Origin of the sequence: Rhizobium sp. Root1220 (assembly GCF_001426265.1) — a bacterium.
Classification (GTDB): domain Bacteria; phylum Pseudomonadota; class Alphaproteobacteria; order Rhizobiales; family Rhizobiaceae; genus Rhizobium.
In genome coordinates, this window is record NZ_LMDG01000034.1 from 376,705 (window position 1) to 391,665 (window position 14,961).

The following is a 14,961-nucleotide window of genomic DNA, read 5'->3' on the forward strand; positions in this document are numbered from 1 at the left end:
ATGGCTGGACCACGGCGTGTCAACAGCTTAGCATCGCCTGCATCGCGCTGTGATCGGCTCTCAGTCCAGAAACTTTGCTTCTGGTCCGATATGCCGTGAAGCTACCGCGCTTTTCGGCGCCCAAGGGCCTTGTCGGCGGCGACCGCTCTTGACCCGTCCTTAAAACGGGGAAATCAATCACTCACAAGCTAACAGAGTACTGAACATTTGCAGCGCTCGAATTGCGCATCGTCGAGCCGGTATTGTCGAGGGGCAAGCTCGCGATAAGGCGGTTGCTAAGGGTGACGGAGGAAATCATCGCATGAGCAGACCCGTCCTGAAAGCCCGCCGGCCATTGCAGGAATCGCCGGCGAGCACACGGGAAGTGACCACACCGCAAACACCCGAAACGAGGACCGAAAGGACGTCGGGGCCATGAACGAGAAAGCGCCGCCGACTGGATCCGCCGTGCCCGTCGCCTCAACAATTGCCGGTTTCCACCCTCTTAGCACCGCCGAAGCCAAGATCGTTGCGCATCTGCAACTCGGCGATTTCGACAGGTTGGGCGACGGCTTGCGGCCACAACAGGAAGACCCGGAAAGAACTGTGCGCGCGGACCTCCTGCGCCTGCTTATCCTTGGAAGCGAGGGCCACCGTTCTCACGAAAAGGGACTGAGGCTGAGCGGAGCATGGATCACCGGCATCCTCGACCTGGAGGGATGCCGAATTCCCCGCGATATCGGCCTCAAGGACTGCCACTTCGAAGCTTCGCCGGTGCTGCGTTCTGCCATCATCGACAATTTGTTCCTCGATGGCTCGTCCCTACCCGGATTGCCAGCTGACCGGCTCGAAGCGCGGGGCTGTCTCTCCCTGCGGGGCGCAACGGTAACCGGCGAAATCCGGCTTCCCGGTGCACGCATAGGGGGGAGCATCGAGGCGGATGGGGTGTCCATCGCTTCACCCGGCGGGCTTGCGATTGATGCCGACGGGTTGGAGGCCCGAGGCGGTGTTCTCTTGCGCGGCGCGGATGTGCGCGGCGGCATCGATCTTTCTGCGGTTCGACTCGGTGGCGACGTCAACGCAGTCGGGGCCCGTATAGAACGTCCGGGCGAAGTGGCGTTGAACGGCGATGCAATCGTCGCAGCGGGCGACCTGGCCTTGAGGGGAGCAACCATCACCGGCGAGGTCCGCGCAATGGGCGCCCGCTTCGGCGGCGACATCGACTGCACGTCAGCATCGCTCTCGCAGCCCGGTGGCTATGCGCTGAGGCTCAACCGCACCACGATCGTTGGCGCCTTCTTCCTGCGCCAGAACGCGTCGGTCGTCGGCACGCTCGACCTGACCGCCACAACGATGGGGGCGATCGACGACGAACAGACAAGCTGGCCGCAGAAAGGTGATCTGCTGCTGAACCGTTGCCAGTACGGTGCCTTCATCGGCGGACCCGTTGACGCTGAAAGCCGGCTCGACTGGCTATCAAGACAGACCCCGGATCGATGGAAGGCGGATTTCTGGCCGCAGCCTTACGAACATCTCTCGGCGGTGCTGCGAGAGATGGGCCACGATGAGGATGCCCGTGCCGTCCTGATCACCAAGGAGAGGCTGCAACGGCGTGCCCGCCGAGCGCGCGCCAAGAACCCGGCGCTACGCGTCACACTGTCGATCATGGATGCCATTCTCGCCGTAACCCTGCGCTATGGGCGACAGCCATTGCTGGCATTGGTCTGGCTTATCCTTTTCTGGGCGGTCGGGACAGTTGTCTTTGCTGTTGCCTATAACACGGGCGCGATGAAACCGAACAGCCCGGTCGTGCTGCGCTCCGCCGAATGGACGATGTGTGATCTCGAACGGACAGAGAGCCGCTTTATGCCGTCCAGCGGACAGGCGTTGGACGGACGCGCCGATGCCGGAGAGAACCAGCTCACGTGTTTTCGCAACCAGCCGGAAGCTGCCAGCTACCCCGAGTTCAATCCGTTGATGTACTCTCTCGACGTCCTCCTGCCGGTGGCATCGATCGGGCAGAAGGAATACTGGCGGCCAGACTCGCTCAAGCCCAATGGCACTTTCACCTTGAAATACTACTTTTTCCAATCGGTGATCGGCTGGGCGCTGAGCCTGCTGGCTGTGGCCGGGTTCTCGGGGCTGATCAAGTCGCACTAAGCGGGCAGGTCTCCGGTGACCCGAGCCACCGGCCTCCGGCTTAGAGAGCCCGACTCAGTCCGCCGAATTCGGCAGCACCGAACTGATGTCAGAAGCGCCAGATCAGAGGGACGATGAACACCGAGACGACGAAAAACCAGATCAGGAGAGGCAGTCCGAGCTTCCAGTAATCCGTGAAGGCATAGCCACCCGGCCCCATCACCATCAGGTTCGTCGGCGTTGCTATTGGTGTCAGGAACGCTCCGGCGGCAGCCACTGCTGTACTCATCAGCACCGGGCGCGGAGAAATACCCATCGCCGTCGCTGCGGCCACGCCGATCGGGATGACGATCAGGGCTGTTGCGGTGTTGCTGATCAGCTGTCCCATGACTGCGGTCAGAATGAACAAGCCGGCGAGCAAGGCGAGCGGGCCGGCATCGCCGACGAGATTCACCAGATGCTCCGCCATCAGCTTGGCTGCTCCCGTTTCCACCATTGCCGTGGAAAGCGGCATCATTGCGCCGACAAGAATGACCGTCGTCCAGCCGATGGCGCGGTAGGCTTGTTCGACACTCATGATCCCTGACAGGATGATCGCACCGGCCGCGAGCAAACCGGCAACGGCGGGCGGCACTAAGCCCGTGGCGAGAAGCAGAACCATTGCAATCAGGATGACGACGGCCTGGCGCGCGCCCGGCCCCATCGGAACGGCCTGGCGGCGGACCAGTTCCGGCGAATTGACCACGAGCACGTCGGGATCATCCAAGTGCACGTCGAGCGCCTTCCATGTCCCCTGCAGAAGCATGGTATCGCCTGCCTGTAGGACGACGCCGCCGGCATCCTTGGTCGCGCTGCCGGCAGCAATTGCCTCTCCAGCGCGCTGTACCGCCAGAATGATCAGGTCGCCACTGTCCGTGACCATGCCCGGGAAAACACTTTGGCCGATGAGCTTGGAGCGCGGCGGAATAACGACTTCAGCCAAGCCCGAACTGCGGTTGAAAAGTGTCTCCTGCCCCTGGCCTGCGGCATTCTCGTCGCGAAAGGCGAGATGCATCTTCGTGGAAAATGCAGCTGCGGCTTCGGCATCGCCGCGCACGAGGAGATGATCTCCCTCGGCCAGCAAGGGCCTGCGGAGCGGTCCGGCCGTTTCTCCCTCCTGAATGGCAACGAGTTGCAGCCCGGAAAAGGACGAAAGATCAATTCCCGACGATGACGCGCCCACGAAAGGCGAGCTTGCGCGAACGCGCATCTGGTAGATTCCATTCGCGAGGCCGTACTGCTCGACCAGCGTCTTGGCGTGCTGGCTGAAATCGGCAGGCATGGTCGCACCATTGCGCTCGGGTAGGAGCTGCTTTCCGAACAGGACGATGATCGCCATTGTTCCTGCGAGCAGCGGCACGCCTACAAGCGCGAACTCGAAGAAACCGAAACCACCGACCCCGGCATCGATGCCGGCTTCCGACACCAGCACGTTTACGGGCGTTCCCGTGAGCGCAAGCAGGGAGCCTGCGTGGGCCGCAAAGACCAGCGGCATAAGCAGTTGCGACGAATTCCGCCTGAGACGTACGGCGATGACGACCACGACTGGCAAAAGGGCGGCGACGGCGCCGTTGACGCTAATGAGCGCCGTGAGAAGTGAAACGAGCGCCATCGTCAGAATGAGAAGGCGCGTGCGACTTTCTTCGCCGGCGCCGCGGATCAGCAGCTGACCGGCCCAGGCTGTCACGCCGGTGACCTCGAGTCCCGAGCTGACCACGAAGAGCGATGCGATGAAGATGACGGCCGGGTCGCCGAAACCACCGAGCGATTGTCCGAGCGTGAGGACACCAGTCGCCCACAGTGCAAGGGCGGTCAGCATCGCCACGAAGACGACGGGCAATTTGTTCCAGACGAACAGTACGACAACAACTGCAATGATGGTGGCTGTGTATGCTATCGGACTCAAACGTTCAGCTCCTCGTTTGGTCCGGTCGGACCATCAAAACCTTGCAGCGTCGCCAAACCCGCGGTCCGGGGCTCGTCTTCAGCCAACCACCCGCATCCGCCACCGAAGCGCCCCGATCGCACGCACCTCGGCGTTTGGCCTACGAGGCACCCCCCGGTCCACCCGAGCTAGGCCGAAACGGCAGCTAGTCGTCCATCGTCGCCATCAGGATGCCCAGACGGCAGCCTTTTTCGTATTCCTTCAGGTTCACATATTCCTTGATCGTATGAATCTCAGCCTGTCCCGCACCGATTGTAATGGTGGGGACACCATGCTTGTCGAGCCAATTGGCATCGAGGCCGCCATTCGAGAATACGTAGACCGGCTCGATGCCGAGTATCCCCAGCGCCTTGGTGGCGCGCTTCACGATCGGCGTGTCCTTGCCCAGTTCGAATGGCGGATAAGACGCGACGTGGCTGAATTTGACCAGGGCCTTGTCGCCCTCGTCGGTCGTCACCTCGCCCTGCGCCGTGGCGAAGGCTTCCTTGTAACCGTTCGCGATTTTCGTCGCGAATGTCGCCTCCGGGCTACGCGCCTCGCCTTTGATGTATGCGTAGTCCGTGACGACATTGGTGGCATCACCGGCCGGCTTGTTGTCCTTGCCACCGAAGATGCCGACGTTGCTGGTGCCCCGGCCATCCGGTTTGACAACCTTGCCGAACCAGCCGTTGCGCTTCGCCTCGGTCAGCGCCATGGCACCGACCAGCGTCGCGGAAATTCCCTTTTCCGGTGCAACGCCCGCATGCGACGCCCGGCCCGTGATCTCGACCTCCCAATTCTCCTGCCCGACCGCCCCGACGATGAGGTCCGAAGCAAGCTGGCCATCGACATTGATACACATGACGGCACCGTTGAGATCGGCCGGATTGAGTTCTCTTGCTCCGTGCAGCCCGCTCTCCTCGCGCACGGTAAACAGCAGTGTGATCGGCGGATGCGGCAGCTTGTGCTTGATCAATGTTTCGGCGACCACCACGAGGAGCGCGACGCCGGTACGCGCGTCGCCGCCGAGCGCTGTAGTGCCGTCTGACACGATACGGTCGCCATCCCGCCGCGGCTTGGCGCCGGCGCAGAGCGGCACGGTATCCAGGTGTGTGGAGAAGAGCAGCCTCGGCCCCGGCCGTGTACCAGGGATATCCACGATCAGATTGCCCGTTTCCGTCGGCAGCGGAATCCGCTTGTTGACGTCGTCGAAGCGTATCGCTTCCGCCGGCACTCCGATTTTCTTCAACGCGTCGCTAACGGCAAGGCCGATGTTCTTTTCCTGTCCAGTGACGCCTTCCACAGAGAGGAACCGCATCAGGTGTTCTTCTGCCGCGGCAACGTCGAGAGGAATAGAGGTGTTGCTCATGATATCCATCCCATTATTTGCATGTTGAACCGTTCAGACGTGTCGCGGCGTCGCCTCAGAGACCCCACGGCAGACCAAGAGCCTTCCAGACCGCGAAGAGACCGGTCCAAAGCACGAAGATCAGCACGACATAAGGAAGCATCAGGGAAACGATTGTGCCGACACCCGCCGACTTGTCGTATTTCTGGGCGAAGCCCACGACGAGCGCAAAGTAGGCGTTGAGCGGAGTGATCGCGTTCATGGGCGAATCGCCGACGCGATATGCGGCCAGAACCGCTTCGGGCTCCACCCCGAGTTTCATCAGGAGCGGCACGAAGACTGGAGCGAAAATCGCCCATTTCGCAATCGCTCCTGTCAGCAGCAGGTCGATGATGGCAACGACAACGATGAACCCGATCAGCAGCGGCAGAGCGCCTACATTGGCAGCCTGCAGCACGCCCGAAAGGCTGAGCGCCATGACCGTGCCGATATTGGTATAGGTAAAGTAGGCCACGAACTGACTGAGGACGAAAAATAGAAAGATGGTGCCGCCCATGTTCTTGATCGAATTTTCGATCGCGGCGATCACCTCAGCCAGCGTTTTCATCGTGCCGGCGCCGATGCCGTAGGCCCATCCCGTCACCAGGAAGACCAGCATGATGAGCGCGATGAGGCCGTTCATAAACGGTGAATTGCCGATGAGTTCACCGGTGGTTGGATTGCGAAGCGGCGCGCCGCTCGGAAGCGTCAGAAGCAGAAACACCACAAGCAGCCCGATAAGCCCGTAAAGGGCAAACCGCAGCCCGCGCGATTCCTTGTCGGAGAGCGTAGCGCCTTGATTCTGAACATCGCCTCCGGCCGCTTCAGGATTGTACTCTCCCAGCCGCGGAGCGATGATGCGATCGGTGATGAAAGCGATCACGACCGTCAAGAACAGCACCGACGCGATGGAAAACCAGACGTTGGACGCTAGGCCGATCGACCGTGCAGGATCGACAAGATGCGCCGCATCATTTGTGAACTCGACAAGGACGGCGTCGAGCGGCTTGATCAGCATGTTGACCGTGAAAGCCGCCGCTACCGCAGCGAAGCCAAGGGCAAGACCGGCAAGAGGATGCCGCCCGACTGCGAGATAGGCCACGCCGGCCAGAGGTATCAGCACCAGATAACCGGCGTCGGCCGCGATGCTTGCGAGAATGCCGACGAAAGCCAGGATATAGGTCAGCGCCCAGCGCGGCGAGACGATAACGAGCTTGTGGATCAGCGCCGTGACCAGGCCGGATGCCTCGGCGACGCCCGCGCCGATCATCGCCGCGATCATCAGACCCACGGCGGTGAAACTCATGAAATTGGGAATGAGCGACGAATACAGGAAGCGGATGCCCTCGATGTTGAGCAAACTGCGGATCTCAGTCGACGCCCTTTCGATCTCATGCGTATCGGGGTTGATCCGCTCGTAGCTAACGGCGGCTCCAAAAGCCCCGAGCACGGCAGACAGAACGATGACAATGCCGATGAGAATCAGAAAGATGACGACCGGATGGGGAACCATGTTTCCCACCTTCTCGACGCCATCGAGAAATCTCTGCATCGTGGTCTTTGATGCTGCGTTGGCAGTGGCCATGTCTTGCCTCCAATTGAGCCGGAATGTTCCCCACAGGGCATTAATACCGAGGTTTGAATGGGCACGCTTTACTGGCAACGGTTGAACAGCGAACGGGCAAAACCCCTATTGCCCGGCGCGCGGTTCATATCGGCTCATACTTCATCTGCTCCACCATCGACGGTGGTCGAGAGCACTACCTTCGGTCATCCCGGACTGAAGCACTCGCATTCCGTGATAAGCTGACGGAGACGTCCCAAATCTCGTCGATTTCGTTGGCCACCAGCGCCGCGGTTTTTCGACATAGCTCTAGGATCAAGGAGGGGCATCGCCGAAGCCAGGCGAAGTTGGGCAGCCCGTGAGAGGCTCCGTCGACGTACCGCCGCTTGCGCGAACGCTGCGATCGCATGTCGGTCACCGTCAGCGCGGGCAGGCCGCAACGTAACGTCGTCCATTGCGATCCTGGAATTCGCATTGTCCTGGACGACCAGCGACGTTGCCGATCACGGCGCCGGAAGCGCCGCCAATGGCAGCACCCACGGCCGCGCCACGGACATCATTGGTCACAGCACCACCCACGACTGCACCGGTAGCGGCGCCGATCCCGGCACCCTGTTGAGTGGGCGAGCAACTGGCAAGGGCGAGCCCGGCCAAGGAACACAGCAGCAACGTCTTCATTACTCTCCCCTATGTAACGCCAAATCCGAAGGTCGTCGCAGCAGTTATATCCGCCACATTTCAACTATAGTGTTGGCAAAGACTGTCTGTGATCGGCATAGAATCCCAAAACCAAGCGCTAAGTTCAAATCTCTTGGCACAACCGGCGGGAGATGACCGAGCAAAAATGAGAAAACGCGATAGCCGGACCGAGAAGTCAGGGCTCCGAAACATCGCTCCTATTCCCGCTCGGGCGGCGGCGGATGGGCCCGAGCAGTTGTCAAAGGCCTTCAGATCTCCCGCTGATCACATGCGGAGTTTGGCGCGCTCCGCCGTTCGCCATGCCCGCGGCGTCTCGCCGGTCTGCTTCAGGAAGAATCGCGAGAAATAGGCCGGATCGACAAAGCCGAGCCGGTAGCCGATTTCCTGTACGCTGCCGAAGGAGAAGACCAGTTCGCGCTTGGCTTCTTCGGTCAACCTCCCGGCGATCAATTCATGTGTCCCGTGTCCGGTTACCGCTCTGACGACACGGCTCAGATGCGTCGGCGAGATGCCCAATTCCCTTGCGTAGAACGCGGCGGTCTTGTGGGATCTGAGATGCCGGTGGATCAGGCTTTCCAGCAATTCCATCCGTCGTCCGGTCTCGTCGAGGAGTTCGACACCGCTCCCGGAAAGCCGCATCGTCAGTTGCAACGCGACGGTGACGTAGGCTTCCAGCAGGTCCGCTCGCCCGCTCGCGTGACTTGCGAACTCCGAGCCGAGGCGCGACAGAGTCTGTGCCACATATGCCGCTTCGGGATCATCCATGTCGAGCTTCGTCAAATGCGGATGCGCCAGCCACGCGCCGAGCGGACTGCGCCCGCCCGGCAGCGTCTTCAGCTGCGACGTCAGCACCGTAATGACAAAGCCATCTATATCCCGGGAGAAACGGAACCCATGGCCCAGGCCCGATGGCACCGTGATGACCATGTGTCGCGTGATCTCGCGACGCTCGCTTCCGAAGATCGCATCACCCGAACCGGCACTGATGTACAATATCTGGAAGAAGCCATCATGCCGGTGCTGCTGGATCTCCCAATGGTGCAGGCGGCTGCGCGATGGAATCGTCTCGCAGTGCAGCCAGAAATCCCGCTCTCGGCCGGCACTTTCGCCGTAGAGTTCATAAGTCGGAACAGATTTCTTCATCGCCCTAACCTTCCCTGATGTTCGATTAGTGCAATTTCAGGCATGAAATGTCCATTGCCCGCCCGCCTCGCCGCCCACACAATTTGCCGCACATATGTAAGGGAGGGTATATGCGCACCAAGGTCGCCATCATCGGCTCGGGGCCATCGGGATTACTGCTCGGCCAGCTGCTGACGGAAGCTGGTATCGACAACCTCATTTTGGATCGCGTCGGCAAGGAATACATCCTCGGCCGTGTTCGAGCCGGCGTGCTTGAAGAAGGCACGGTCGGGCTTCTCGGCAAAGCGAAGTCCGATAGCCGCTTGCTGTCCGACGGTTTGCCCCATGACGGTTTCTCGCTCGCCTTCGACGGTCGCGACCATCGCATCGATCTCTTTGGACTGGCTGGCGGCAAGCGCGTCATGGTGTACGGCCAAACCGAGTTGACTCGGGACCTGATGGACCGACGCGAACTCGCCGGTGCAAAGACGATTTATGAAGCGGGCAACGTCACGCCCTGTGATTTCGATCGGAGCACGCCCTACGTCACCTACCAGAAGGACCGCACGACGCACCGCATCGATTGCGACTTCATCGCCGGCTGCGACGGCTTTCATGGCGCAAGCCGGAAAGCTGTTTCGGAGAGATCGATGCAAACCTTCGAGAAGGTGTACCCATTCGGCTGGCTCGGCATCCTTGCCGAAACGCCACCCGTTAGCCACGAGCTGATCTATGCCAACCATCCGCTTGGCTTTGCGCTCTGTTCCATGCGCTCTGCCAGCCGCAGCCGCTACTACATCCAATGCCCGCTGGACGAAAAGGTGGCAGACTGGAGCGACGACCGTTTCTGGGATGAGTTGCGCCGGCGGCTGCCTGACCATCACGCCGAGGCTGTGGTCACTGCCCCATCCTTCGAAAAGTCGATCGCCCCACTGCGTTCATTCGTCGCCGAACCAATGCGTTTTGGGCGACTGTTCCTCGCGGGCGATGCCGCCCATATCGTCCCTCCGACCGGGGCAAAGGGCCTGAACCTCGCCGCCAGCGACGTCCACTATCTCTTTTCCGGGCTGATCGAATTTTATACCGACCGTTCCAGCGCGGGCATCGATGACTATTCCGCTCGTGCGCTGTCGCGCGTCTGGAAGGCCGTACGCTTTTCCTGGTGGATGACGACGATCATGCATCGCTTTCCCGATACAAGCGATTTTGACCAGAAGATTCAGGAGGCCGAGCTGGACTATCTCACCCATTCACGCGCGGCTTCCACCGCGCTTGCCGAAAACTATGTCGGCCTGCCGTATTGAGAAGCCGAGACGGCGTCTGCGCAGCAAAACCGGTGCAGCTCCGAGAGCACCTAAGTTTTATAGGATACTTCGCCGGCCGCTTCGCGGATAGTCTGCACGAGGATGGATAGCGGTAACGATGGAATGGTGTCGTTGCGCATCGTCAGGCCGACAGGCCCCTTGGTCTCGCTGGTATCAATCGGCAGAATATCGAGGAACTTGTCCTCCACATCCTTGGCAACGACGCCTTTCGAGATGATCCAGACGGCATCGCTGGAGCGGACGAAAGCGCGTCCAAAACTGTCGGAAACGGTCTCGATCTGGTTCGGCAGGCTAGCAACGCCATTGGTGATCAGCAGCCTCTCGACGAAAGGTCGGATGATCGAGGCACGCGTCGGCATCAGCACCGTAAAGTCGGCGAGCGTTGCGAACAGTGACGTCTTTGTCTCGAGGAGTGGATGACCGGCGCGAACGACGAAGACGACCTGTTCCGAATAGAGATGCTCGAAGGAAAATCCCGTCATCTTCTCCGGACCCGCCAGACGTCCGACCACGAGATCCAGATCGCCGACACGCAGTTGCTCGAGAAGAACCGCATTCTCGCCGGTGACGATCTTGATGCGGCTCCAGGTATTCTCCTTCAGAAAGAGCTCCATCGCCCGGGGCATGATGCGGGTAGAGACAGTCGGGAGTGCCCCGATACGGATCGGCGGCGCATCGCCGACCCGCTCCTGCGTCACCGAATCGAGACCTTGTCTCAAGGCCGTCAGTGCCGCGCCCGCATGTTTCAGGAAGACTTCGCCGTAGCGGGTAATCTTGATGCCACGGCCATCGCGCTCGAAGACCTGCACGCCCAGCACCTCCTCGAGCTCGCGGATGGTTTTGGTCACAGCAGGCTGACTGACATGCAGCAGCTCGGCCGCTTTCATCACGCTTTTCTGGCGCGCAACCTCGACAAAGGTTTGCAGATGGCGGAACTTGATGCGGTTGTCGATCATCGTTCACATAACTCTGGAGTTATCGGAAAGCCACGAAATATCATTTTACCTAACCAGATTAAACATTCAAATTCCCGTTCGGAGGAGTTTCCAGTGCAATTTGCCCGCGTCAACGACATTGCCATCCACTATCAGGTCATCGGCGGTCCCGCCGACAAGCCGGTGCTGGTGTTTGCCAATTCGCTCGGTACGGATTTCCGCATCTGGCGCGACGTGATCGTCCGGCTGGCGGGTGATTTTGCTATCCTTCTTTATGACAAGCGCGGCCACGGACTCTCGGATATCGGGCAAACGCCCCATTCGATCGAGGAACACGCCTCCGACCTTATCGGCCTGTTGGAGGCGCTGGAGGTCAAGCAAGCGATCATCTGTGGCCTCTCTGTCGGCGGACTGATCGCCCAGTCGCTTTACCAGCAGCGTCCTGATCTGGTGCGCGCGCTGATCCTTTGCGATACGGCCCACAAGATCGGGACGCCCGAAATGTGGAACAGCCGTATTGCCGCCGTCGAGAAGGATGGCATCGCAAGCCTTGTCAACGGCATCATGGAGCGGTGGTTCACACCTGCATTCCGCCGCCCGGAAAACACGGCGTACGCCGGCTATTGCAATATGCTCGCGCGGCAGCCCGCCATTGGCTACGCTGCCACCTGCAATGCTATCCGCGATGCCGATTTCACGGAAGCTGCCCGGAAGATCGCCGTGCCCACGATCTGCATCGTCGGCGATCAGGACGGCTCGACGCCGCCGGATCTCGTAAAATCGCTGGCGCAGCTTATCCCCAACGCCCGCTTCGAGATAATTCGCGACGCCGGCCACCTGCCCTGCGTCGAACAGCCGGAGGCATTGACCGCCGTCATCCGAGCCTTCATCGATTTCGCCCTGCACGGAGAAAAGAGCCCATGAACGAGACTTCGCCTCCCTCCGAGCGCTACAAGCAGGGCATGTCGACCCGGCGAGCCGTTCTGGGCGACACCCATGTCGACCGCGCCGAAGCAGCATCCACCGCCTTCGACAAACCGTTTCAGGACCTGATTACCGAGGCCGCCTGGGGTCATGTCTGGTCGCGCCCCACCTTCACCAGGCGCGAGCGCTCGATCGTGACGATCGCGCTTCTGGCCGCCTTGGGACAGGATGACGAGGTGGCGATGCATGTGCGGGCAACCGTCAATACCGGCGCCAGCCGCGACGACGTCTGCGAGGCGCTTTTGCATGTGGCGATTTATGCCGGCGTTCCCGCAGCAAATCACGCCATCAAGATCGCCAAGCAGGTTTTCGAGCAGATGGACGCCGAAAAAGCGGCGTAAGAGGAGCACATGTCCGATATCCCCAACCGCAGGCCGGAAACCGGCGCCTTCTTTGGTCGCGATCGCAGCTGGCATCCACCAGCGCTGACCCCTGGCTACAAGACCTCGATCCTGCGCTCGCCGCAGCGCGCGCTGCTTTCGCTCGACGGCACCATCTCGGAAACGACCGGCCCGGTCTTCGGCCATTCGATAATCGGCGAGATGGACAATGATCTGATCCACAATTTCGCCAAGGCCGGAGAGAGCGCGATCGGCGAGCGCATCATCGTCCATGGCCGCGTGCTCGATGAGCGCGGCCGCCCGCAGGCAGGCGTGCTCGTCGAATTCTGGCAGGCCAATGCCGGTGGCCGCTACCGTCACAAGAAGGAAAGCTATCTCGCGGCCATCGATCCGAATTTCGGCGGCTGCGGCCGTGCGATCACCGACGGCGAGGGCTGCTACGCTTTCCGCACGGTCCGGCCCGGTGCCTACCCTTGGCCGAACGGCGTTAACGACTGGCGCCCGGCCCACATCCACTTCTCGATCTTCGGTCACGGCTTTGCCCAGCGACTGATTACCCAGATGTATTTCGAAGGCGATCCGATGATCTGGAAATGTCCCATTGTCGGTTCGATTGCCGACAAGGCAGCCGTCGAACAGTTGATCGCGCCACCCGACTGGGGCAATACGATCCCCATGGATGCACGGGCCTACAAGTTCGATATCGTGCTGCGTGGCCGCCGTTCGACCATGTTCGAGAACAAGCTGGAGGGCAACTGATGGTGCAGGAGCTTCGCTACCTCAAGGAAACACCCTCCCAGACGGCAGGACCTTATGTCCACATCGGGATGACCCCGAACTTCTGTGATATCGGCGGCGTCTACGAAGCCGATCTCGGCAACGCGATGGTCAACGACAGGACGCTCGGCCAACGCATCACTGTCACCGGCCGCATCTTCGATGGCGCTGGCGCCTTGGTGCGTGACGCCGTGATCGAGATATGGCAGGCCGACAGCGCCGGCTACTACAACAGCCCTTCGGAAATGCGCGGCGCGGCGGATCCGAACTTTACAGGGTGGGGCCGTTGCCCGACCCGTGCCGAGGACGGCGTCTACAGTTTCGAGACCGTCAAGCCTGGCAACGTCCCGTTCAAGGACGGCCGCCCCATGGCGCCGCACATTTCGTTCTGGATCGTTGCGCGTGGCATCAATATCGGCCTGCAGACGCGGATGTATTTCCCTGAGGAAACCGAAGCGAACAATGCCGACCCCCTGCTTGCCCGCATCGAGCACCGCGAGCGCGTCGCCACTCTGATCGCGGCGAAGGAAGGCCCCGTGTACAGCTTCGACATCTATTTGCAGGGGCCGAAAGAAACCGTGTTTCTGGACATTTGAGGATGGGTATCTCGCCCTTCGACCACCCCTATCTCTCCGGTCTTCTCGGCGATGCCGAAATCGAGCGCTATGTCTCGGCGGAAGCCGACCTGCGCGCCATGCTCACCTTTGAAGCATCGCTTGCAAAAGCAGAAGCGCGGCATGCGGTTATCCCGGCCGACGCCGCCAATCGCATCGTGGCCGCTTGTGCTGGATTTGCGCCTGATCTGAATGCACTGAAGGCGGCCACGGCAAAAGACGGTGTCGTCGTACCGGAGCTTGTGAGGCAGTTGCGTGGCGCCATCGGGGGCGACGCCGCTCAGCACCTTCATTTCGCCGCGACCAGTCAGGATGTGATCGATACCAGCCTGATGCTTCGGCTGAAATCGGTGCTCTTCATCTTCGCAAACAGGCTCTCGGGCATTGCCGGTATCTTCGACGATTTGGACCGCAGCTTCGGCGCAAGAATGCTGATGGGGCATACCCGCATGCAGGCGGCCGTTCCGATACTGGTTTCCGATCGCTTGCACGCCTGGCGCGCGCCACTGGAAATCTATCGCGACAGGCTGACCGAACAGACCTTTCCGCTGCAGTTCGGGGGTGCTGCCGGAACTCTCGATAAACTCGGAAACAAGGCGGCGGCGGTGCGCTCCTCGCTCGCACAGGACCTCGGACTGACCGACGAGCCGCAGTGGCAGAGCCAGCGCGGCCGTATCGCCGACCTTGCCGACCTGCTGTCGCTGATATCAGGCAGTCTCGGAAAATTCGGACAGGACGTCGCTCTCCTGGCCCAGGCAGGAACCGAAATCGCCCTTTCAGGCGGCGGCGGCTCGTCGGCGATGGCGCATAAGCAGAACCCGGTTGCGGCTGAGACACTTGTCGCACTTGCCCGCTTCAATGCCACGCAGCTCTCCGCCATCCACCAGTCGCTCGTACACGAGCAGGAGCGCTCCGGCGCGGCATGGACGCTGGAATGGCTTGTATTGCCGCCGATGGTGATGGCAGCGGCGGCCGCGCTGCGCCTTGCTCGGGACCTTACTGAAAATATCCAGAGTCTTGGCAGAGAAACATAACCGAAAAATGATGAATCACGGCATTTATTTCATTTTACATTACCGTTTTGCATGACAAACTGCTGCGAAAACGTTTAGCTGCGCGCTAGAACGGCGCT

At 60.8% G+C, this 14,961-nt stretch carries 13 protein-coding genes; 7 read left to right on the forward strand and 6 right to left on the reverse strand.

Going from position 1 to position 14,961, the window contains the following annotated elements; all coding sequences use genetic code 11:
* Positions 1-414: 414 nt before the first annotated feature.
* Positions 415-2,139, forward strand: coding sequence for a hypothetical protein (locus ASC90_RS23110; RefSeq protein WP_056545652.1), 1,725 nt, complete (start codon positions 415-417; stop codon positions 2,137-2,139).
* 88 nt (positions 2,140-2,227) lie between these two features.
* Here ASC90_RS23110 and ASC90_RS23115 read toward each other — a convergent pair whose 3' ends face one another.
* From ASC90_RS23115 to ASC90_RS23135, 5 genes are all read right to left on the reverse strand, one after another.
* Positions 2,228-4,063 carry an SLC13 family permease gene (locus ASC90_RS23115; protein ID WP_056545653.1) on the reverse strand — a complete coding sequence of 612 codons (1,836 nt, stop codon included), beginning with the start codon at positions 4,061-4,063 and terminating at the stop codon, positions 2,228-2,230.
* Between the two features lie 184 nt (positions 4,064-4,247).
* Positions 4,248-5,459, reverse strand: a complete 1,212-nt coding sequence (locus ASC90_RS23120; RefSeq protein WP_056545654.1) for a M20/M25/M40 family metallo-hydrolase — start codon at positions 5,457-5,459, stop codon at positions 4,248-4,250.
* Positions 5,460-5,505: 46 nt separating this feature from the next.
* Positions 5,506-7,053, reverse strand: a complete 1,548-nt coding sequence (locus ASC90_RS23125) for an AbgT family transporter (RefSeq protein WP_056545655.1) — start codon at positions 7,051-7,053, stop codon at positions 5,506-5,508.
* 399 nt (positions 7,054-7,452) lie between these two features.
* Positions 7,453-7,710, reverse strand: a complete 258-nt coding sequence (locus ASC90_RS23130; protein WP_056545661.1) for a YMGG-like glycine zipper-containing protein — start codon at positions 7,708-7,710, stop codon at positions 7,453-7,455.
* A 285-nt stretch (positions 7,711-7,995) separates the two neighbouring features.
* Entirely contained in the window at positions 7,996-8,874 is an 879-nt protein-coding gene (locus ASC90_RS23135) for a helix-turn-helix domain-containing protein (RefSeq protein WP_056545663.1), read from the reverse strand.
* A 110-nt stretch (positions 8,875-8,984) separates the two neighbouring features.
* Between ASC90_RS23135 and pobA the strand changes: the two genes are divergently transcribed.
* Positions 8,985-10,157, forward strand: coding sequence for a 4-hydroxybenzoate 3-monooxygenase (gene pobA / locus ASC90_RS23140; RefSeq protein ID WP_056545665.1), 1,173 nt, complete (start codon positions 8,985-8,987; stop codon positions 10,155-10,157).
* 50 nt (positions 10,158-10,207) lie between these two features.
* Here pobA and pcaQ read toward each other — a convergent pair whose 3' ends face one another.
* Complete coding sequence (gene pcaQ, locus ASC90_RS23145) at positions 10,208-11,134, reverse strand: pca operon transcription factor PcaQ (protein WP_056545670.1); 927 nt, start codon at positions 11,132-11,134, stop codon at positions 10,208-10,210.
* A 93-nt stretch (positions 11,135-11,227) separates the two neighbouring features.
* Between pcaQ and pcaD the strand changes: the two genes are divergently transcribed.
* From pcaD to ASC90_RS23170, 5 genes are read left to right on the forward strand one after another with little or no spacing between them, the layout of a single operon-like run.
* A complete protein-coding gene (gene pcaD / locus ASC90_RS23150; RefSeq protein ID WP_056545671.1) occupies positions 11,228-12,037 on the forward strand; it encodes a 3-oxoadipate enol-lactonase in 810 nt (269 codons plus the stop codon).
* Positions 12,034-12,438 carry a 4-carboxymuconolactone decarboxylase gene (gene pcaC, locus ASC90_RS23155; RefSeq protein WP_056545672.1) on the forward strand — a complete coding sequence of 135 codons (405 nt, stop codon included), beginning with the start codon at positions 12,034-12,036 and terminating at the stop codon, positions 12,436-12,438. Before pcaD ends, pcaC begins: the two co-directional genes overlap by 4 nt.
* A 9-nt stretch (positions 12,439-12,447) precedes the next feature.
* Positions 12,448-13,197 (forward strand): protocatechuate 3,4-dioxygenase subunit beta, encoded by a 750-nt coding sequence (gene pcaH, locus ASC90_RS23160; protein ID WP_056545673.1) that lies wholly within the window; start codon positions 12,448-12,450, stop codon positions 13,195-13,197.
* A 2-nt stretch (positions 13,198-13,199) separates the two neighbouring features.
* On the forward strand, positions 13,200-13,811 hold the full coding sequence (gene pcaG / locus ASC90_RS23165) for a protocatechuate 3,4-dioxygenase subunit alpha (RefSeq protein WP_200950940.1): 612 nt from the start codon (positions 13,200-13,202) through the stop codon (positions 13,809-13,811).
* Between the two features lie 2 nt (positions 13,812-13,813).
* On the forward strand, positions 13,814-14,863 hold the full coding sequence (locus tag ASC90_RS23170) for a 3-carboxy-cis,cis-muconate cycloisomerase (protein ID WP_056545675.1): 1,050 nt from the start codon (positions 13,814-13,816) through the stop codon (positions 14,861-14,863).
* Positions 14,864-14,961 lie beyond the last annotated feature (98 nt).